This is a genomic window from Streptomyces sp. NPDC001373 (assembly GCF_042895815.1).
Lineage (GTDB): Bacteria > Actinomycetota > Actinomycetes > Streptomycetales > Streptomycetaceae > Streptomyces.
Map to the genome: position 1 here is coordinate 537,253 of NZ_JBIAWQ010000002.1, position 19,181 is coordinate 556,433.

Genomic DNA, 19,181 nt, shown 5'->3' on the forward strand with positions numbered 1-19,181 from the left:
ATCTCCAAGGAGCATGATGAGCAAGTCCACGCGCATCCTCGGCGCGACCCTGGGCGCGGTGGCCCTGACCGTTTCGCTCAGCGCCTGCGGGGGCGACAGCCTGGAGAAGGCCAAGGAGGGCGGCTCGTCCTCGTCCTCCTCCTCGTCCGGGGGCGGCGGAGCCAAGGGCAGGCTCGTGGTCGGCGCGGCCGGGTTCACCGAGTCCGACGTGCTGGCCGAGCTGTACGCGCGGCTCCTGGCCGACGCGGGCTACGACACCTCCGTCACCACGGTCAGCAACCGGGAGCTGTACGAGCCTTCGCTGGAGAAGGGCGAGATCGACGTCGTCCCGGAGTACGCGGCCACCCTCGCGGAGTTCCTCAACGCCAAGGTGAACGGTCCGGACGCGCCGAAGGGGAAGCCGGTCGCGTCGAGCGACGCGCCGGCGACGGTCACGGCGCTGGAGAAGCTGGCGGCGCCGCTCGGTCTGAAGGCGCTCCCGGCGGGCGCGGCAGTCGACCAGAACGCCTTCGCCGTGAGCAGGGAATTCGCCCAGAAGAACAACCTCAGGACCCTTTCCGATCTTGGAAAGTCGGGCCAGAAGGTGAAGATCGCGGCGGGTGACGAATGCTCCGTCCGCCCCTTCTGCGCACCCGGGTTGGAGAAGACGTACGGAATCCAGGTTTCCGGTATCGACCCGAAGGGCGTCGGCACCCCGCAGGCCAAGCAGGCCGTCAAGGACGGGGTGGACCAGCTCGTGCTGACCACCACCACCGACGCCACCCTGGACAGCTTCGGCCTGGTCCTGCTGGAGGACGACAAGAAGCTCCAGAACGCCGACAACGTGCTCCCGGTCGTCAACGCCAAGGACGCCGGGGCGCCGGAGGTCGCGGCCGCGCTGGAGCGGCTCACCAAGGTGCTCACGACCGCCGACCTCGTCGAACTGAACCGCAAGGTGGACGCGGAGCGGGCGAAGCCGGCGGACGTCGCGAAGGCGTACCTGGAAGCCAAGGGCCTTCTGAAGAAGTAGCGGTTACACGGTTGATGGCCAATTGTGGGGTAACCGCGCGGGAAGAGATTGCCGGGCGGGTACCCCAACCGTGGCCCACGCCCTGTAAATTTCAGGCCATGCCCCGTGGACGTCACCGCAATCCCGAGCCCCTGCACCGACTTCTCACGCCGACGGCCGTCGGCGGGGTTTCCGTCGCCAGTGCCGGCGCGGCCTGGCTCCTCGCGGAACCCCTCGCGCTGCGCCTGCTCGTGGCCCTCACGGCGGCCGCGGGCATCGGCGGCGCCGTCCTGATGCGCTCCTGGGACCGGGCGGCCGGCCGCCGGGTGGCGGAGCTGGCCCGCGAGCGGGTCAAGGACGAGTGGAAGACCGACGAGCGGATAGCCGAGCTGGAGTCCGACCTCGAGGAGGCCCGCGTCCTGCGCGCCAAGCTGGACGCCAAGCTCCGCGCCAAGCGGGTCGAACTCGCGGGCCTGCGCGGGGAGCACGCCGCGCTGCTGCGCCGGTACGCCACCGCCGAGACCGAGCGGGCCAGCGCGCTGGAGAAGCGGCGGCTGCTGGCGCTGGAGAACGCGGGCAACCCGAAGGAGCTTCCGGCGGTGTCGGAGGAGCGCACCGGCAGCGGGGCGCCGACCGCGGTCGGGTACGCGCGGGCCAACGCGGCCATGACCGCGCTGCTGCGCAAGTCGCAGGCGCGGGCGGCCGCTGCCGCCGCCCCCAGGGAGCTGGCCCCCTCCGCCGCAGCCCCCAGGGAGCCGGCCCCCTCCGCCGCAGCCCCCAGGGATCCGGCCCCTTCCGCCGGCGACCACACCCGTCCGGCGGTCCCCGCACCCGCCCCCACCTCCGCCGCGGCCCTGACGCCGGCGGTCCCGGTGCGGCGTCCCGCGGCGCCGGTGGCCCCGTACGCGGCCCAGCGGCGCTCCGCCTCGCGCGTCGAGGGCGGTTTCGACTTCTTCGGCACCAAGAACACCGCGCAGGCGCGTGCCGCGATCGAGTCCGTGCAGAACGAGGACCTGGCGGACGTCGTCGGCGCGGAGGCGCTGGCCGCGCACAAGGCGGAGTCCGGCGAGGACGAGGCCGAAGCGGAGTTCAAGCCGGCGACGCCGGAGCAGCTGGCGGTGGGCCAGGTCATCGACCTGACGGCCCACGACGAGACCGAACCGATCGACGTGGTCCGGCTCCGCACGGCCATCTCCTAGCGGTCGGAGCACTGGTGCTGGGGAGCCCGTCCGGGCCCGCCGCGTCAGCCGGTGCAGGCCGCCACCGGGCGGGTCGGCCGGTGGCCGCCGCGCGGGGTCAGAACAGGGGGAGCTGGCCCGGGTGGGGGCCCAGGGTGAAGCCGTCCAGTGTCGGGGCGCAGGCGCCGAGGACCACGCGCGCCCGCGACCCGGGACAGGACACCAGGCCGGCGCGGCGCCCCGCCGGGGGGTCGTGGCGGGCGATCCGGCCGGCGGTCACGGCGCAGTCGCGGCCGCAGGACGGGCAGGCCCGTCGGGGGGAAGCGGACATGCCCCAAGTCTGCCCTGCCGCACCGACATCGACTCCGCCGGGCCGGCGCGCGCCCCCGCCGCTACGGCCGCGGCGCGGGGCGCGGCCGTAGCGCGGCCCCGCCTCAGCCGGCGGTTTCCGCCCGCGACGCGCGCCAGGCCTCGTGGGCCCGGGTCACCCGGGTCCACAGGGCGGCGCGGTCCTCGCGGGAGAGGTCGTCCAGGTCGCGGTCGAAGACCTCCGTGACCGCCCCGTAGAACTCCTCGGCGGTGGCGAGCTCCCGTACCGTGCGCGTGCCGTCCGGGGCGGTGTGGATCAGCATGCGGCCGTGCAGCCGGTCGATGCCCCGGGCACTGCGCCGCAGCATGACGAACGACTGCCGGAAGGGCGAGTCCTCGGCGGTGGACAGCCACCGGTGTGCCGGCTCGAAGTCGGCCATGACGGCCGGTGCCGAGCGGAAGTTCATGCGCGGCGTCGGCACGCCGTCCCGGTGCAGGCTCCAGCCGCCGCCCTCGCCGCCCCCGTCCCAGGTCACGTCCGCCGGCTCCAGCCGGTAGGTGAACCCCTGCGCGTACACGCCCTCCCGCAGGGGCAGGGGTTCGTGCGGGCCGTCGCCCATGCCGACGTCGACGAAGTGCTCCCGCCCCCCGGCCCGTACCGTCAGGGCGAGGTGGTCGCCGCCCGCGTCCCGGGACTGCGGGTCGCCGTGCATTCCGCCGAGGTGGCGCGTCACCTCGTACCCGAGCTCCTCCAGCAGCAGGGCGAAGGCCCCGTTGAGGTGGAAGCAGTAGCCGCCGCGCCCGGCGGCGATCCGGCGCACCGACAGCGCGGGGTCGATGCCCGGCGGCCGGCCCAGCTGGATGCCGGTGTTCTCGAACGGCACGCGCTCGACGTGGGCGCGGGCGAGGGCGTACAGCCCCTCCTCGGAGGGGGCGCCGGGCTCGGTGACGCCGAGCCTGCGGAGGTAGCCGGCGAGGTCGTCGCGGGTGGCAGCAGTGGTCATGCGGGCGACCCTAGGGCGGCCCCGTCCCCGCCCGGCGGGCGGCGCACGCCGACTGTCAGGTCGGCGGGCCCGCCGGCCTACTTGTCGATGTCGCCGACGACGAAGAAGAGAGAGCCCAGGATCGACACCATGTCCGCCACCAGCTGCCCCGGCAGCAGGACCGCCAGGGCCTGGATGTTGTTGAAGGAGGCGCTGCGCAGCTTCAGCCGGTACGGGGTCTTCTCGCCCTTGGAGACCAGGTAGTAGCCGTTGATGCCGAGCGGGTTCTCCGTCCAGGCGTACGTGCTCCCCTCGGGCGCCTTCAGCACCTTCGGCAGCCGCTGGTTGACCGGCCCCGGCGGCAGCTCCGCCATCCGGTCCAGGCAGGCCACGGCCAGGTCCAGCGCGTTGTGCGTCTGCTCCAGCAGCACCTCGAAGCGGGCCAGGCAGTCCCCTTCGGTGCGGGTGACCACCTTCAGGACGTCCTGGAGCTCCCCGTACGCCAGGTACGGCTCGTCGCGGCGCAGGTCGAAGTCGACGCCGGAGGCGCGGGCGATCGGACCGGAGACGCCGTACGCGTGCACCGCCTCCGCGGACAGCACGCCGACGCCGCGGGTACGGCCGCGGAAGATCTCGTTGCCGTGGACGAGCTTGTCGTAGACGTCCATCCGGGTGCGGACGTCGGCGACGGCGGCCCGGGCGCGCCCGAGCCAGCCCGCCGGGAGGTCCTCCTTGAGGCCGCCGACCCGGTTGAACATGTAGTGCATGCGGCCGCCGGAGATCTCCTCCATGACCGCCTGGAGCTCCTCGCGTTCGCGGAACGCGTGGAAGATCGGGGTGATGCCGCCCAGCTCCAGCGGGTAGGACCCGAGGAACATCAGGTGGTTGAGGACCCGGTTCAGCTCGGCGAGGAGCGTGCGCATCCACACGGCGCGCTCGGGGACCTCCATGCCGAGCATCCGCTCGACCGCCATGACCACGCCGAGCTCGTTGGAGAAGGCCGACAGCCAGTCGTGGCGGTTGGCGAGCATGATGATCTGGCGGTAGTCACGGGCTTCGAACAGCTTCTCGGCGCCACGGTGCATGTAGCCGACCACCGGCTCGGCGCTCGCGATGCGCTCGCCGTCCAGGACGAGCCGCAGCCGCAGCACGCCGTGGGTGGAAGGATGCTGCGGTCCGATGTTGAGCACCATGTCGGTGCTCTCCGCCGCGCCGCCGATGCCGACCGTGGTCTCCGTCATGGGCGCATTGTCGCAGTCCTAGGGTGGGGGCATGGAAACGGGGACGACGGGTGAGACGGACCGGCCCGCATGGGTCGGACTGCCGGGTGGGCTCCTGTCCCTCCGGCGGCTGCTGCTGGTGGTGTGGACGACCCTCCTCGTGGTGGCGACGGCCCTCCCGCTGGGGCTGCTCGCCGGAGCGGGGTGGGCGGCGCTCGGCGGCACGTGGCTGCTGCCGCTGGTCTGGGGGTGGGTGCTGCTGGGGCGGAACTGGCGGTCCTGGCGGTACGCGGAGCGCGCGGACGACCTGCTGATCAGCCGGGGGGTGCTGTGGCGGGAGGAGACGGTGGTCCCGTACGGGCGGATGCAGCTGGTGGAGGTGACCTCGGGCCCGCTGGAGCGGCGCTTCGGGCTGGCGTCCGTCCAGCTGCACACGGCCGCGGCGGCCACCGACGCCAAGATCCCGGGCCTGGCCCCGGACGAGGCGGAACGCCTCCGCGACCGCCTGACCGAGCTCGGCGAGGCCCGATCGGCCGGCCTGTGACCGGCCCGGCCCCGTCCCCGGCCCCGCCCCCGCCGGGCGCCGAGCGGCGGCTGCACGTGCTGACGCCGCTGCGGCGCGCCTGGGTGCCGATCGCCGGCTGCGTCGGCCTGGTCGCCCAGCAGGGGGAGCGGGCCCAGGAGTGGGCGCTGGCCCTGCCCGTGTGGCTGCGCCTGCTCGTGCTCGCCGGGCTGGTCCTCGTGTTCGGCACGTACGGCTTCCTCAGCTGGTGGTTCACCCATTACGCCGTCAACGACACGGAGCTGCGCATCCGCACCGGCCTGGTATTCCGGCGCACCGCCCACATCCGCCTCGACCGCATCCAGGCCATCGACGTCACCCGTCCCCTGCTGGCCCGCGTGGCCGGGGTGGCCGCGCTGCGCATCGACGTCATCGGCACCGAGGACAAGGACGAGCTGGCCTTCCTCGGCGAAGGGGACGCCGTCGCGCTGCGCGCCGAGCTGCTGGCCCGGGCGGCCGGCTTCGCCCCGGCCGAGGCCACCGCGCTCGGCGAGGCCCCCGAGCGGGAGCTGCTGCGGGTCCCGGTGCGGGACCTCGTGGTCTCCCTGCTGCTCAGCCTCGACGTGTGGGCCGCCCTCGCCGCGGGGGTCGCCGGTCCGGTGCTCGTGTGGGGGCTCAGCTCCAACCCCTGGGCGACCCTGGTCGCCCTGCTGCCGCTGCTGGGCGCGGGCTGGAAGGGCAGCGCGGCCCGCTTCCTCACCGGTTACGACTGGCGGGTCGCCGAGTCCCCCGACGGGCTGCGCCTGGACCACGGACTGCTGGACCGGGCCCACGAGACCGTCCCGCCGGGGCGCGTGCAGACCGTGCGGATCGTGGAGCCGCTGCTGTGGCGGCGGCGCGGGTGGGTGCGGGTGGAGCTGGCCGTGGCGGGCTCTAAGAACGGGGTCCTGGTCCCGGTCGCCACCCGGGACGCCGCCCACGCCCTGGTCGCCCGCGTCCTGCCCGGCGCGGACCCGGCGGCGCTGGCCTTCGTGCCGTCCCCGCGCCGGGGCTCGCGGTGGGTGGTCCCGGTGTGGTGGAAGGGGTACGGGCTGGCCGTCTCGGCGGAGCTGTTCGCGGCCCGGCGCGGACGCCTCTGCCGACGCACGGAGATCGTTCCGCATGCGAAGGTGCAGAGCGTGCGCCGTACGCAAGGCCTCCGGGAACGCGTCTGCGGGGTGGCCGACCTGCACGTGGACACCGGAGCCGGCAACACCGTCACCGCCCGGCTGAGGACGGCCGGCGAGGCCACCGCACTCCTCTACGCCCAGGCGGCCCGCTCCCGCACCTCCCGGGCGACGGCCCGCCCCGACCGTTGGATGGCCTGAGCCCGGGGCCCCGTCGATTTCCGGACAGAGGTTCCGGCCAGCTGAAACCGTGTTTGTGTTCGCAACGTCCCTTCTGTAGACAGGTAGGCACGGAAGCGACGGCACAACACGTCAGGGGTGGGCGGATGAAGTTCGACATGGGCAGCACGACGCTGTCCGAACTGGGCAAGGCCACGAGCGGTTCGAGCGACGACCTCGGCACGCTGATCAAGCTGCTGATCGCCGCCGCCGACCCGCTGGAAGGCAAGTTCAACGGCGTCGGCCGCACCGCCTTCGACTCGTTCAAGCGGCGCTCCGACGCCGTCACCGCGGAGCTCAACGGCTCGCTGCGCGCCATCCTCGGCGGTCAGCGCGGCATGGACACCGCCTTCGTCACCGGTGACCACGAGCAGGGGGACAACGCCCACCAGAACATGGGCTCCGCGAACTTCGACGCCGCCCGCTTCGGCGCGCGCTGAAACCCCGGGGGATTGAGGAGACATGGGACAGAACCAGGACCGCACCTCGTACGACGTCGCCGCCTCCGTGGAGGTGCAGGGCGGCCTCGGCGGGATCATCGGGCAGCTGGAGCGGGTGCTCGGCGACCGTGACGCGGCGGTGAAGGCGGCGATGGCCGAGTTCAAGGCCGACGGCGTCTCGGACGACTACCACGCCAAGGAAGTCCGCTGGAACAAGGCGGCCAACGAGGTGCGCGACATCATCCGCCTCGTCCGCAGCACGCTGGAGCAGAACGACGCGACGGCCCAGGCGACGCTGGCCAGGGCCAAGGCGGCGGTCGACAACATCGGCTGACGCCGCCCGGAGCGGCCGGCGCGGGAACACGGGGACACGGGGGTAGGTCATGGACTGGGACATCAAGCCGTCCGGCGTGCAGGGCGTCGTCAACAAGACGATCACGGCGGCCGAGGGCTTCCAGAAGGCGGGCACCTCGCTCCAGAAGGAGCTGCCCGAGGCGGCCAAGCACGCCGGTACCGTCACGCCCGGCGGCGGAACCGGCGGTGAGGGTGGCGGCATGGGCCCGATCGCCGGAGCGCTGGGCGAGCTCATGGCCTCCCACCAGCAGCGGCTGGGCTTCATCTCGGCACGTACGGAGGCCTCGCTCAACGGGGCCGTCAAGGCCACGACGGCATACGTCCAGGGCAACATCGAGCAGGCGGAGAACGCCCAGCGCGAGGCACTGAAGGAACCCAAGGTCGATCTTCCGGGGGCGGAGAAGAAGTGACCGACCACGTACCGATCAATCCGTGCACGATTCCTCAGTTCACGGGGGACCTGGACGCGTTGGAGAGGAACAGGACGGCGATCGCCACGGCGGCGGGGACGTTCCGTGACGCCGGGTCGAACGTGGATTCCGAGTTCCAGGGCCTGTCGGCGTTCTACTCGGCGCCGGAGGCGGAGAAGCTGTTCGCGACGACCAAGCCGGTCAAGACCGACAGCGACTTCTTCGCCGACCAGCTGGAATCGGCGTCCAAGGCGCTGGGCGAGTACATCACCGAGGCCCGCCCGATCGTGGCGCGGCTGAAGGAGCTCCAGGCGAAGGCGACCACGTTCAGCAACAAGATCAGTGGGGACAAGCACTGGAAGGACGACGGGGACAAGATCGATGAGAACAACGATCTGATCCACGACGTCAACGCGGCGGTCTCCGCGTTCTGGGCGGCGGAGCGGACCTGTGCGAACAAGATCCGCGCCCTGTACTGCGCCGCGCCGCTCGTCGCCGACGACGGCTCGCACGGCGACAACATGTACGGCTACAAGGGCGAGGACCTCAACAAGGCCCAGGACCTGCCGTGGGGCTCCCAGCTGGAGGAGACCCACCGGGCGTGGGAGGTCGGCTACTGGGTCAAGTCGTTCGTGTGGGACGGTCTGATCGTCGACGGGATCTGGGGCACCATCCGCGGCCTGGGCACCCTGGTCGGTGTCGACGGCTGGGACAAGGCCGGGCAGGCCTGGACCGGTCTGGCCAAACTCGCCACCGGCCTGGCGATCGCCTCGATGCCCGGGGTCGGCACCGCGTTCTGGCTGGCGGACGACAAGGACCTCCCGTCCTGGATCCGGGACTCGCGCACGGCGGTGAAGGAGACCGGCAAGGCGCTGGTCGCCTGGGACGAGTGGGGCAAGAACCCCGCCCGCGCGGCCGGGGCGGTCACCTTCAACGTGCTGACGACCGTCTTCACCGGCGGCGCCGGCACCGCCGCGAAGGCGGGCACGGTCGCCAAGGTCATCAGCGTCGCCGGGAAGGCCGGCCGCCTGATCGACCCGATGACCTACATCGGCAAGGCCGGCCAGCTCGCCAAGGTCAAGGTCGGCGACCTGTTCGCGAACCTCGGGAAGGCCGACGGGGCCTTCCCGAAGATCACCGACGTGGTGTGGAAGGACCTGCCCAAGGCCGACATGCCCGGCGTCACGTTCCCCCACCCCGAGGACACCGTCCGCCTCCCCGACGACGCGCTGGGCCGCCCGCAGTTCTACGACAAGACCACCCACCAGCTCCTCGACCACCAGGGCCTGCCGAAGCAGGACCTCACCTCCGTCCCCAAGGGCCCCGACCACCCCCTGGCCGAGGTCCCCAAGCACGAGGACGCCACGGTCGGCGCGCCCAAGCACCAGGAAGTCACGGTCGGCGGCGGCAACACCCACCACGTCACGGGCACCGCCGACCACCCCGTCGCGGGCGGGACCACCCACACCCCGAGCGGCGCCACGGACCACACCCCCGGCGGCACCGCCGACCACACCCCGCACAACAGCCACACCGAACCCGGCACCGGCACCACGGGCGGCCACGGCACCACCGACACCACCCCCACGGGCGGCGGCCACGGCGACACCCCGTCCACGAGCGGGCACGGCGACGGCCCCGGCGGCCACGGCGACGGCCCGACGGTCCCGCACCAGGGCGGCCACGATCTGCCGTCGGGGGGTGATGGTGTGAACGCACCCCCCAACGAGCTGTCGAAGCAGCAGCGGGCAGAGTTGGACGAGCACCTCGCCGACCTGGAAAAGCAGCACGCTGACGACTTCAACGAGTTGAAGCACGACCTTGATCACAAGGGAAAGGTCGCGCCGTCCGAGATGGACGAGGCCAGAGTGGCGCTCGATTTGCGAGAGATGGGCCGGGTTCCCTCGGATATCCAGCGCCCGCCGACCGCCAACTCGGGCGATCTCTATTCGCCTGGCACGGGGGAGTTCTATGACATCAAGGGCGTGCACTCTGACTGGCCACCCCTCAACGACGCCCGCGATAAATCCATGCCCTTCAAGGGGGCATATGACCCTGCAAACAACCAGGGTTGGGTGAATAAGATCCGCAAGCAGATCGAGGTCAATAAGCGGATCGTTATCCTGGACGTCAGGAATGCCAACCAGGCGGCCATTGACGACCTGCGGGCGATCGTTGAGCAGCACGGATGGAGTGGTCGAGTTGTCTGGTATCCGTGACGAACATCGAGTCGTGGGTGCATGGCCGGCTGACGAGGCGGCGGCCGAAGCACTGAGGGGCTGGGCGGCGGGGGACGATGACCTGCTGGATGTCGCGGGGCTCGACCTTTCCATGGTCGACCTGTCAGGTGCGGACTTGGCGAACGGGCTCCTCACGGAGACGGTTCTGCGGGGAGCCCGTATGCCAGGCGCGGACCTCTACCGCGCGCATCTCGAATCTGCGGTTCTCGACGAAGCCGATCTCGCCGGCGCCTCCTTGGTGAAGGCCGAGCTGGACGGGGCTTCGCTGCGCGGCGCCAGGCTCGACGGTGCGGACTTCGGGAGCGTCGAGATGTACGACGTGGACGCACGGGCGGCTTCGTTCCGAGGGGCAGTGCTCCATGGCGCGTCACTGGACGCTGTGGATCTGCGAGGCGCCGATCTGAGCGATGCGTCGGTGGCGCAGACCTTCATGCAGGTGGTCCTCGACGATCGGACGGTGGTGGACGGCCTCACGGGCACGCTCTTTGGGCCAGCCGTCGTCGTGGATGCCGAAGGCAGGCGGGAACTTTCCGGTGCCGACCTGGAGTCGTGGCTGAACAGCAAGGGTGCGAAGGTGAGGGTGATCCGATGACGTACATCGGCAAGGCCGGCTCGCTGGCCAAGGTCAAGGTCGGTGACCTGTTCGCCAACCTCGGCAAGGCCGACGGGGCCTTCCCGAAGATCACCGACGTGGTGTGGAAGGACCTGCCCAAGGCCGACATGCCCGGGGTGACGTTCCCCCACCCCGAGGACACCGTCCGCCTCCCCGACGACGCCCTCGGGCGCACCCAGAGAGCGAAAAGGACCTGTACGAAGCCCTCAAGGCGGCGCTGGACGCGGATCCGCCGCGGATCGATTACGTCGTCGTCAAGGGAGCGGATAACACGGGAACTTATGCCGGATACACCATTCGCCATTTCGACCTCACCAAATGACAGGAGAAGCGATGACCGTCTTCGTGCCCGGCCATTCGGAGCCGCGGCCGACCAGCGCGGCCTGGGTCGACGGGCTTACCGGGGATCTGGTCGAGGACCTCGACGCCCTCTCCTCGTCGCCCCGGAAGCTCAGGTCGGCGTGGAAGGACGGCACCTTCAACGTCAACGCCCGGTTCGGGGTGGACCCACAAGCCGCCGAGCTGGGCACCTGGGAGGCCGTGGTCACGGCGGCGCAGCTGGGATCCGCGCTGTTCCGCACGGCGGGGATGACCGAGGGAACCACCGAGGTGCGCATCCACCACGCGATGCGCACCCTGCCGGCGGCGGGGCCCTCGTGGGACGCGAACGCGGAGGCATGGATCGAGGCGTTCTGGTACGCGGTCATCACGCGCGACCAGCCGAGGATGACCGAGCTGTGCGAGCTCCCGATCGACGTCCTGCGCGCCTCGGGGGCCGACCACGACGACTACCTCTACCACTGGGTCGCCACCCTCCAGGCGTACTGGCTCAAGCGTCCCGAACTGGTACCGGAGTTGACGCTGACGTTCCAGCGGTCCCACCCCGACGTAGCCGTCATCGCCGGACGCGACTACATCCAGCACGTGGCCTACCCGCCGATCAACCTCTTCTACAAGTTCCTCAAGAAGGACGAAGAGGGCTTCCACACCACGCTGCTGGAAGCCCTGGAACTCCACAAGCGGTACTGGACCGCCACTCCCGAACGCGCCGAAGACATCGACGGCCTCGTACCGATCGGCGTCCTCGCCGTCACCTGCCTCGCCTACGACGGCGGCATCCCCGTCGACGTCGAGTCCCCCTACCTGCCCGAGCACCTGCTGAAGCGCTCCTGGGTCGGCGAGTTCGAGGTCTGATGGCCGCGGAGGACTACGACAGCCAGCTCCTGGAGTCCGTCGCGGTGCGGCGGCGCCGGCTGCGCGACGCCGTACTGTTCGGGGCGCAGCGGGGTCGTCGGGTCGCCGACGAGCGGATCGGGAAGGCCGTCGCAGGGCTGGTCGTCGCGGCCGTGCTGTGCGCCGGATGCGTCGGCTGGTCGTTCGTCTCGCACCGGGTGATCGGCAAGGTCGGGACTCCAGGTCAGGTCAGAACTCGGTGACAGGTGCGGACAAGTGGTGAGCACGGTGGCGGGAAGCGGTACGGCGCTGAGCCGGGTGACGCTGGTCGGCCGGCGGCGGCGGATGGATCTCCTGCTGCCCTCCCGGGAGCCCGTCGGGCGGCTGCTGCCCGACGTCATACGGATGCTGGACGACCGGGTCGCCACGCAGCCGATGCTGCGTCATCTGGTCACGGCGGACGGTTCCGTGCTGGAGCACGGCGTCTCGCTGGAGGAGGCGGGCGTCACCGACGGGGCCGTGCTGCGGCTCGTACGGGTGCAGGACGTGCCGTCCGCGCCCGTGGTGCACGACGTCACCGACGAGGCCGCCGAGGACCTGGACGTACGGGCCTGGCGCTGGCGGCCGTCCGCGCGGCGGGTCACCGCCGGGGCCGGGCTGGTGGTGTGGGCGCTGGTGGCCGGGTGGTTCGCCCGGGCCGCGTTCGCGCCGGGAGCCGTCGCCGGTGTGCTGCTCGCGACCGCCGCCGTGTGCGGGGTCGTCGGCGCCGTGGCGGGCCGGCTGAAGCGGGCCGGGCTCGCCGCCGCGCTGCTCGCCACCGCCGGCGCGGTCGGGGTGCTCGGGGCGTGGACCCTGGCCGACGCGCAGCACTGGGGGGTTATGGGCCGCCTCGGTGCCGTGGCCGGGGCGCTGGCCGTGGCGCTCGCGCTGCTGGGGTGGTGCACGCCGCTCGGACGGGGCGGGTTCGTCGGCGCCGCCGCCGTGGCCGGGCTCACCGTGCTCTGGGAGGTCGTGGCCCTGGCCCAGGGGCACGCGGGCGCCCGGACCGGGGCCGTGCTCGCCGTGGTCTCCGTCGTCCTGCTCGGGCTGCTGCCGCGGCTCGCGCTGGCCGCGGCAGGGCTCACCGGACTCGACGACCGGCGGGCGCGCGGTGCCTCGGTCAGCCGGTACAAGGTCGCCACCGCCCTCGGCGCCACCCACCGGGGCATGGCGCTCGCCACCCTCGCCACCGCCGTCTCGGCGGGGGCCGGCGGGGTGGTCGCGCTGCGGGAGCCCGACGTCTGGACGGTGTCCCTCGCCTCGGCGGTCGCCGCCGTGCTGTGGCTGCGCGCACGGGCGTTCCCACTGGTCGCGGAGGTGGTCGCGCTGCTGCTGGCCGGGGCGGCCGTCACCGTGGCCGCCCTGCTGGTGTGGGCCGGCCGGGCCGGCGCGGCCGGGCCGCTGACGCTGCTGCCGGCGCTCGCCCTGGCCTCGCTCGGGGTGCTGGCCGTCCAGCCGCCCGAGCACGTACGGGTCCGGCTGCGGCGCTTGGGGGACGCGGCCGAGTCCTTCGGCGTCATCGTGCTGTTCCCGCTGCTCATCGGGGTGTTCGGCGTGTACGGGCGGCTGCTCGGCACCTTCGCGTAGGGGTTGCGACCAAGACATGTCAGACACGAACCGCCAGGACGACTGGCAGGCCGAGGTCCTCGGCGAACTGACCGGCACGGGTCCCGCCGCCACCCCGCCGCCACAGGCGGGCCCCGCCGCCGGCCCCGGTCAGGGCCACCGGCCGGCCGACGCGGCGCAGGCCGCCGCCGCGCAGGGCCCCGGCCGGCCGTACCCGGCGCCCGGTGGGCAGGCCCCGCACGCCGACCCCGCCCGGGCGGCTGTCGGCACGGGCCCGGACGCCACCCTGCCGCCGCAGGTGCGCGCGGTGCCCGGTGGGCAGGTCCCGCACGTCGGTCCCGGCCGGGACCAGTGGCCGGCCGGCCCCGGCGGGGCGGCTGTCGGCACGGGTTCGGATGCCACCCTGCCGCCGCAGGTGCGCGCGGTGCCCGGTGGGCAGGTCCCGCACGTCGGTCCCGGCCGGGACCAGTGGCCGGCCGGCCCCGGCGGGGCGGCTGTCGGCACGGGTTCGGATGCCACCCTGCCGCCGCAGGTGCGCGCGGTGCCCGGTGGGCAGGTCCCGCACGTCGGTCCCGGCCGGGACCAGTGGCCGGCCGGCCCCGGCGGGGCGGCTGTCGGCACGGGTTCGGATGCCACCCTGCCGCCGCAGGTGCGCGCGGTGCCCGGTGGGCAGGTCCCGCACGTCGGTCCCGGCCGGGACCAGTGGCCGGCCGGCCCCGGCGGGGCCGTCGCCGGGCCGGGACCCGGTCAGGCCCACCCGCCGCGGCGGCAGGCCACGCCCGCCCACGCCCACGCCCAGGCCGGGCCCGAGACCGTGCTCGTGCGCGGGGCCGGCGCGCCCGCCGGGCGGTCCCGGCACGGCGACCCGCTCCTGCGGCGCACCCTGCGTGGCCTGCGCGGGGCCCTCGGCGCCTCCGCCGCCAAGGCCGTCGCCACCGGGACCGGCCTCGCCGCGCAGGTGCAGCAGCCCGTCACCACCGGGCGGCAGATCGTCGTCACCAGCATCCGCGGCGGCTCCGGCAAGACCACCGTCACCGCCCTCCTCAGCCGCACCTACAACCACTTCCGCCACGACCCGGTGCTCACCCTGGAGGCCGACGCCGCCCTCGGCACCCTCCCCGTCCGGCTCGGCGTCGAGTCCCTGCGCTGGACCTGCGGCGACCTCGCCCGGATCGTCCGCCCCTCCATGCAGCTCACCGACGTCACCGGCTACCTCGTGCCCCTGACCGACGGCGGCTGGCTGCTGCCCGGCAGCCAGGGCCGGATCGGCGCCCAGGTCGACGTCGCCGCCTACCGGACCGTCACGGTCGCGCTGCGCCGCTACTTCGGGGTCACGGTCGTCGACTGCGAGACCCTCCCCGGCGAGGTCGCCCGCACCGCCCTCGACACCGCGCACGCCCGCGTGCTCACCACCCCCGCCACCGCCGAGGGCCTCGAATCCACCCGCGCCGTCCTCGACTGGCTCGGCTCCCTGCCCGTGCCCGTCCTGCCGAGGACCGTCGTCGTGATCGCCGTGCAGTCCCCGCACCCGGCCGTCGACTTCGACGGGGCCGCCGAGACGCTGGCCGCGACCGGTGCCGGGGTCGTCGTCCTGCCCTACGACCGCCACCTCGCCTCCGGCGGCCCCGTCCGCACCGAGCTGCTCGGCGTAGGCACCCGGCAGGCCGCCGTACGGCTGGCCGCCGAGGTCCTCCAGCGCGCCGTGGCCCTCCCGGCCCCCGGCGGCGCCCGGTGACCCAGCAGCTCGTCCACCGCCCGGCCCGCGGCACCCTGCCCCCGGCCCCCGCCGCACCCCGCACCGTCGAGGCCCCGCCCAACCTCCCCGAGGGGAAGATCGGCAGCCCGGCCACCGCCCTGCTGCCGATGGCCGGCGTCATGGGCTCGGTCGTGATGATGACCGTGATCCGCAACAGCCAGTTCGCCGCCGTCGGCGCGATCGTGCTGGTCTTCGCGCTGATCGGCGCCGTCGCCCTGTTCTGGTCCCAGCGCGGCAAGGCCCAGCGGACCCGCCGCGCCCAGCGCGAGCGCTACCTGGAGTACCTGGAGGAACAGCGCGAGGAGCTCGGCGCCCGCGAGAAGGAGCTCCGCGAGGAGGCCCGCCGCCTCAACCCGCCGCCGGAGGCCCTCTACGACCTCGTACGGGACCCCGCCCGGCTGTGGGAGCGCCGCCGCACCGACCCGGACTTCCTGCGCCCTCGCCTGGGCACCGGGGCCGTCGCCGTCCAGGAGCTCACCCTGGCGTCGGGCGGCGCCAACGTCCTCACCCCGCCCGACCGGTTCATGCTGAACGAGGCCGGCGCCCTCATGGCCCGCTTCGCCCGCGCCAGCGACTTCCCGCTGACCGTCCCCCTCGACCGGGCCGGGAACATCAGCGTCATCGGCGACCGCGAGGGCGTCCTGCGCGTCGCCCGCGCCCTGCTCGTGCACACCGCCGTCCTGCACGCCCCCGACGACGTGGCCGTCGCCCTCGGCGTGCCCGGGGAGCGGCTCGACGACTGGGAGTGGGTCAAGTGGCTGCCCCACGTCCTCGACCAGCAGGAACAGGACGGGCCCGTCGCCGCCCGCCGCATCGCCCCCAGCCTGCCCCAGCTCGCCGGCGGGGTCCTCGCCCCCGACCTGCGGCGCAGGGCCTCGTACGCGGCCGAGGTGCGCCGCGGCCTGTCGGACCGGGGCGCGCTGCGGCTCGCCGGCCGGCTGCTCGTCGTCAGCGACGAGTACGGGGGGAACGCCGTCGAACTGCCCCGCCCCGACACCGCGGTGGGCCTGGCCGACATGAACACCACCGTCCTCCACCTCCTCGCCGAGCAGGTCCACGAGCCCGACGAGGTGTCGATACGGATCACCGTCGACGGCACCGGCGGCCCGGACGGCTGCCGCGTCACCGTCCGGGACCTGCGCACCCCGCAGGCCCCCGCCGCCGAGGGCCTCACCGACACCCTCGGCCCCGCCACCGCCGAGGGGCTGGCCCGGATGCTCGCCCCGCTGCGGCTGTCCGCCGAGTCCGTCGCCGAGGGCACCCCCGTCTCCGGGCCGGTCGACTTCATGGGCCTCATCGGCATCACCGACCCCGCCGCCCTCGACGTGGACCGGCTCTGGGCGCCCCGCGGCGAACGCGACTTCCTGCGCGTCCCCATCGGCGTCGACGACCGCCACGGACCCGTCCTCCTCGACCTCAAGGAGTCCTCGCAGCTCGGCATGGGCCCGCACGGGCTGTGCGTCGGCGCGACCGGCTCCGGCAAGAGCGAGCTGCTGCGCACGCTCGTCCTCGCCCTGGTCACCACCCACGCGCCCGAGGACCTCGCGATGGTCCTCGTCGACTACAAGGGTGGCGCCACCTTCGCCCCCTTCGAGAAGCTCCCGCACGTCGCCGGCGTCATCACCAACCTGGAGAACCAGGCCGGCCTCGTCGAACGCGTCCACACCAGCCTCGCCGGCGAGGTCAAGCGCCGCCAGCAGGTCCTCAAGGACGCCGGGAACGTCGCCGACATCGGCCACTACGCCGTCCTGCGCGCCGAGCGGCCCGAACTGGAGCCGCTGCCCCACCTGTTCGTCGTCATCGACGAGTTCGGCGAACTCCTCACCGCCAAACCCGACTTCATCGACCTCTTCCTCTCCATCGGCCGCATCGGACGCTCCATCGGCGTCCACCTGCTGCTCTCCAGCCAGCGCATCGAGGGCGGCAAGCTCAAGGGCCTGGACACCTACCTCTCCTACCGCCTGGGCCTGCGCACCTTCTCCGCCGACGAGTCCCGCACCGTCCTCGACACCACCGACGCCTTCCTGCTGCCGCCCCTGCCCGGCTTCGGCTACCTCAAGGTGGACACCTCCACCTACACCCGCTTCAAGGCCGGCTACGTCTCCGGGCGACACCGGGGCCCCGCCGCCGGGCCCGACCCGGCCGGACCGGGCCCCCTCGCCCTGCCCTACCCGACCTTCAACACCCTCGGGGACGGCGCCGCCCCGGACGAGCCCGCCGAGGACAAGCCCACCGCGACCGCCCGTGAGACCGGGCCCAGCGTCCTCTCCGTCATCGTCGACCAGCTGGCCGGCGCCGCCCCGCCCGTCCGCCGCATCTGGCTGCCCCCGCTGCCCGACACCGTCGCCCTCGACGCCGCCGCCGGACCGCTCACCGTCACTGGGGACGGGCTCCGCCTCGGCTCCCCCGCCGGCCCGCTCGACAAGGCGCGCCGCACCCCGCTGCGGGTGCCGCTCGGCATGCTCGACGACCCGGCCCGGCAGTGGCGCGGCCCCTGGGAGCTCGACCTGACCGTCGCCGGCGGGCACACCGCCGTCACCGGCGGCCCCCAGTCCGGCAAGACCACTCTGCTGCGCACCCTCGCCCTCTCCCTGGCCCTCACCCACACCCCGCAGGAGGTCGCCGTCTACGGCCTCGACCTGGCCGGCGGCGGCCTCGCCGCCCTCGCCGGGCTCCCGCACGTCGGCGGCATCGCCGGGCGGGCCGACCGGGAACGCGCCGCCCGCACGGTCGCCGAGGTGCGGGCCATGCTCGCCGCCCGCGAGCAGCTGTTCCGCGAGCACTCCATCGACTCCGTCGACCAGCTGCGGGCCATGCGCGCCCAGGGCCTGCTCCCCGAGCTCCGCTCCACCGACATCGTCCTCCTCGTCGACGGCTACGGGGCCCTGCGCGAGGAGTTCGACGCCCTCGACGACGCCGTCACCGACCTGCTCAAGCGCGGCGGCGGCTACGGCATCCACGTCGTCGCCGGCATGCTGCGCTGGAACGACGTCCGCATCGCCAACCAGTCGCTCTTCGGCAGCCGCGTCGAACTACGCCTGGGCGACCCCTCCGACTCGGCCATCGACCGCAAACTGTCCGAGACCATCTCCGCGGACACCCCGGGCCGGGTCCTCACCGAGGGCAGGCTCTTCGCCCAGACCGCGCTGCCGCGCATCGACTCCCGCGCCGGCGCCACCGGCCTGGCCGCCGCCCTGGAGGAGGCCGCCGCCACCGTCCGCGCCACCTGGCACGGCGAACTCGCCTCCCCGGTCCGGGTCCTGCCCTCCCGGCTGCCCGCCTCCCGGCTGCCCTCCGCCGACGAGGAACCGCACCGCGTCCCGGTCGGTGTGGACCAGGACGTCCTCGCACCCGTCCTCCTCGACCTGTTCGGCCAGGACCAGCACCTGCTGGTCCTCGGCGACGACGAATGCGGCAAGACCAACCTCCTGGCCCTCGTCGCCCGCCAGCTCATCGCCCGCCACGGCGAGGACGAACTGGTCTTCGCCGTCTACGACCCCCGGCGCGGGCTGCGCGGCGTGGTCCCCGAGCCCTACCGGGGCGGCTACGCCCACAACGCGAGGATCGCCGCCGCGCTGTCCGCCGGCATCGCCAAGGAGCTCGACAAACGGCTCCCCGAGGACGGCATCGACCCGGACGCCGATCCCGGCGAGGGCCCCGGCTTCGCCGGACCGCGCATCGTGGTCCTCGTCGACGACTACGACATCCTCACCACCGCCGGGCAGCAGCCGCTCCAGGCGTTCGTGCCCTACCTGCCGTCCGCCCAGGACATCGGGCTGCACTTCGTCATCGCCCGCCGCGTCGCCGGCTCCTCCCGCGCCCTGTACGAGCCGCTGCTGACCACCCTGCGCGAATCGGGCACCACCGCGCTCGTCATGAACGGCGAGCGCTCCGAGGGCCAGCTGTTCCCGCAGCTGTACGCGAGCGCCCAGCCGCCCGGCCGGGGCACGCTGGTGCGGCGCGGCCGCCCGCACCAGGTCGTCCAGACCGCCCTCGCCGACCCGCCGACCCAGGAAGCGCCCTGA

At 73.5% G+C, this 19,181-nt stretch carries 17 protein-coding genes; 14 read left to right on the forward strand and 3 right to left on the reverse strand.

Going from position 1 to position 19,181, the window contains the following annotated elements; all coding sequences use genetic code 11:
* The first annotated feature begins 16 nt into the window (after nt 1–16).
* A complete protein-coding gene (locus ACFY15_RS07910; RefSeq protein ID WP_390825179.1) occupies nt 17–1,009 on the forward strand; it encodes an ABC transporter substrate-binding protein in 993 nt (330 codons plus the stop codon).
* A 98-nt stretch (nt 1,010–1,107) separates the two neighbouring features.
* Entirely contained in the window at nt 1,108–2,187 is a 1,080-nt protein-coding gene (locus tag ACFY15_RS07915; protein ID WP_390688057.1) for a hypothetical protein, read from the forward strand.
* Nucleotides 2,188–2,284: 97 nt separating this feature from the next.
* On the opposite strand, the gene ACFY15_RS07920 is transcribed toward ACFY15_RS07915, so the two are convergent.
* The 3 genes from ACFY15_RS07920 to ACFY15_RS07930 all read right to left on the reverse strand — a co-directional run bounded on the left by ACFY15_RS07920 (nt 2,285) and on the right by ACFY15_RS07930 (nt 4,699).
* Nucleotides 2,285–2,497, reverse strand: coding sequence for a hypothetical protein (locus tag ACFY15_RS07920; RefSeq protein WP_390825180.1), 213 nt, complete (start codon nt 2,495–2,497; stop codon nt 2,285–2,287).
* Between the two features lie 103 nt (nt 2,498–2,600).
* Entirely contained in the window at nt 2,601–3,479 is an 879-nt protein-coding gene (locus ACFY15_RS07925) for an arylamine N-acetyltransferase (RefSeq protein ID WP_390825181.1), read from the reverse strand.
* 77 nt (nt 3,480–3,556) lie between these two features.
* A complete protein-coding gene (locus ACFY15_RS07930; RefSeq protein ID WP_042816650.1) occupies nt 3,557–4,699 on the reverse strand; it encodes an NADH-quinone oxidoreductase subunit D in 1,143 nt (380 codons plus the stop codon).
* Nucleotides 4,700–4,730: 31 nt separating this feature from the next.
* Here ACFY15_RS07930 and ACFY15_RS07935 point away from each other — a divergent pair, with 31 nt between their 5' ends.
* From ACFY15_RS07935 to eccCa, 12 genes are all read left to right on the forward strand, one after another.
* Entirely contained in the window at nt 4,731–5,222 is a 492-nt protein-coding gene (locus ACFY15_RS07935) for a PH domain-containing protein (protein WP_390688055.1), read from the forward strand.
* Nucleotides 5,219–6,547, forward strand: coding sequence for a PH domain-containing protein (locus ACFY15_RS07940; protein WP_390825182.1), 1,329 nt, complete (start codon nt 5,219–5,221; stop codon nt 6,545–6,547). Before ACFY15_RS07935 ends, ACFY15_RS07940 begins: the two co-directional genes overlap by 4 nt.
* A gap of 125 nt (nt 6,548–6,672) precedes the next feature.
* Nucleotides 6,673–7,005, forward strand: coding sequence for a hypothetical protein (locus tag ACFY15_RS07945; protein ID WP_390688053.1), 333 nt, complete (start codon nt 6,673–6,675; stop codon nt 7,003–7,005).
* Nucleotides 7,006–7,027: 22 nt separating this feature from the next.
* Complete coding sequence (locus ACFY15_RS07950; protein ID WP_390688052.1) at nt 7,028–7,339, forward strand: pore-forming ESAT-6 family protein; 312 nt, start codon at nt 7,028–7,030, stop codon at nt 7,337–7,339.
* A gap of 49 nt (nt 7,340–7,388) precedes the next feature.
* The gene (locus ACFY15_RS07955) at nt 7,389–7,769 is read left to right on the forward strand and encodes a DUF6507 family protein (RefSeq protein WP_390688051.1); all 381 of its coding nucleotides are present in this window, start codon (nt 7,389–7,391) and stop codon (nt 7,767–7,769) included.
* Nucleotides 7,766–9,988, forward strand: coding sequence for a hypothetical protein (locus tag ACFY15_RS07960; RefSeq protein WP_390825183.1), 2,223 nt, complete (start codon nt 7,766–7,768; stop codon nt 9,986–9,988). The genes ACFY15_RS07955 and ACFY15_RS07960 overlap by 4 nt, the downstream gene beginning before the upstream one ends.
* Before the next feature lie 13 nt (nt 9,989–10,001).
* Nucleotides 10,002–10,601: a pentapeptide repeat-containing protein gene (locus ACFY15_RS07965; RefSeq protein WP_390688049.1), complete on the forward strand. Its 600-nt coding sequence runs from the start codon at nt 10,002–10,004 to the stop codon at nt 10,599–10,601.
* A 354-nt stretch (nt 10,602–10,955) separates the two neighbouring features.
* Complete coding sequence (locus tag ACFY15_RS07970; protein ID WP_390688048.1) at nt 10,956–11,816, forward strand: immunity 49 family protein; 861 nt, start codon at nt 10,956–10,958, stop codon at nt 11,814–11,816.
* Nucleotides 11,816–12,058, forward strand: a complete 243-nt coding sequence (locus tag ACFY15_RS07975) for a hypothetical protein (RefSeq protein ID WP_390688047.1) — start codon at nt 11,816–11,818, stop codon at nt 12,056–12,058. The genes ACFY15_RS07970 and ACFY15_RS07975 overlap by 1 nt, the downstream gene beginning before the upstream one ends.
* Nucleotides 12,059–12,071: 13 nt before the next feature.
* Nucleotides 12,072–13,421 (forward strand): type VII secretion integral membrane protein EccD, encoded by a 1,350-nt coding sequence (gene eccD, locus ACFY15_RS07980; protein WP_390688046.1) that lies wholly within the window; start codon nt 12,072–12,074, stop codon nt 13,419–13,421.
* Nucleotides 13,422–13,437: 16 nt separating this feature from the next.
* Nucleotides 13,438–15,135, forward strand: coding sequence for a hypothetical protein (locus tag ACFY15_RS07985; RefSeq protein WP_390688045.1), 1,698 nt, complete (start codon nt 13,438–13,440; stop codon nt 15,133–15,135).
* On the forward strand, nt 15,132–19,181 hold the full coding sequence (eccCa, locus tag ACFY15_RS07990) for a type VII secretion protein EccCa (protein ID WP_390688044.1): 4,050 nt from the start codon (nt 15,132–15,134) through the stop codon (nt 19,179–19,181). The genes ACFY15_RS07985 and eccCa overlap by 4 nt, the downstream gene beginning before the upstream one ends.

What these genes read in the sequence shown, in the direction of transcription:
- ACFY15_RS07930 (WP_042816650.1), bottom strand. Translation starts at nt 4,699, where the DNA reads ATGACGGAGACCACGGTCGGCATCGGCGGCGCGGCGGAGAGCACCGAC.
- ACFY15_RS07975 (WP_390688047.1), top strand. Translation starts at nt 11,816, where the DNA reads ATGGCCGCGGAGGACTACGACAGCCAGCTCCTGGAGTCCGTCGCGGTG.
- ACFY15_RS07955 (WP_390688051.1), top strand. Translation starts at nt 7,389, where the DNA reads ATGGACTGGGACATCAAGCCGTCCGGCGTGCAGGGCGTCGTCAACAAG.
- ACFY15_RS07920 (WP_390825180.1), bottom strand. Translation starts at nt 2,497, where the DNA reads ATGTCCGCTTCCCCCCGACGGGCCTGCCCGTCCTGCGGCCGCGACTGC.
- ACFY15_RS07935 (WP_390688055.1), top strand. Translation starts at nt 4,731, where the DNA reads ATGGAAACGGGGACGACGGGTGAGACGGACCGGCCCGCATGGGTCGGA.
- ACFY15_RS07910 (WP_390825179.1), top strand. Translation starts at nt 17, where the DNA reads ATGAGCAAGTCCACGCGCATCCTCGGCGCGACCCTGGGCGCGGTGGCC.
- ACFY15_RS07945 (WP_390688053.1), top strand. Translation starts at nt 6,673, where the DNA reads ATGAAGTTCGACATGGGCAGCACGACGCTGTCCGAACTGGGCAAGGCC.
- ACFY15_RS07925 (WP_390825181.1), bottom strand. Translation starts at nt 3,479, where the DNA reads ATGACCACTGCTGCCACCCGCGACGACCTCGCCGGCTACCTCCGCAGG.
- ACFY15_RS07915 (WP_390688057.1), top strand. Translation starts at nt 1,108, where the DNA reads ATGCCCCGTGGACGTCACCGCAATCCCGAGCCCCTGCACCGACTTCTC.
- ACFY15_RS07970 (WP_390688048.1), top strand. Translation starts at nt 10,956, where the DNA reads ATGACCGTCTTCGTGCCCGGCCATTCGGAGCCGCGGCCGACCAGCGCG.
- ACFY15_RS07950 (WP_390688052.1), top strand. Translation starts at nt 7,028, where the DNA reads ATGGGACAGAACCAGGACCGCACCTCGTACGACGTCGCCGCCTCCGTG.
- ACFY15_RS07985 (WP_390688045.1), top strand. Translation starts at nt 13,438, where the DNA reads ATGTCAGACACGAACCGCCAGGACGACTGGCAGGCCGAGGTCCTCGGC.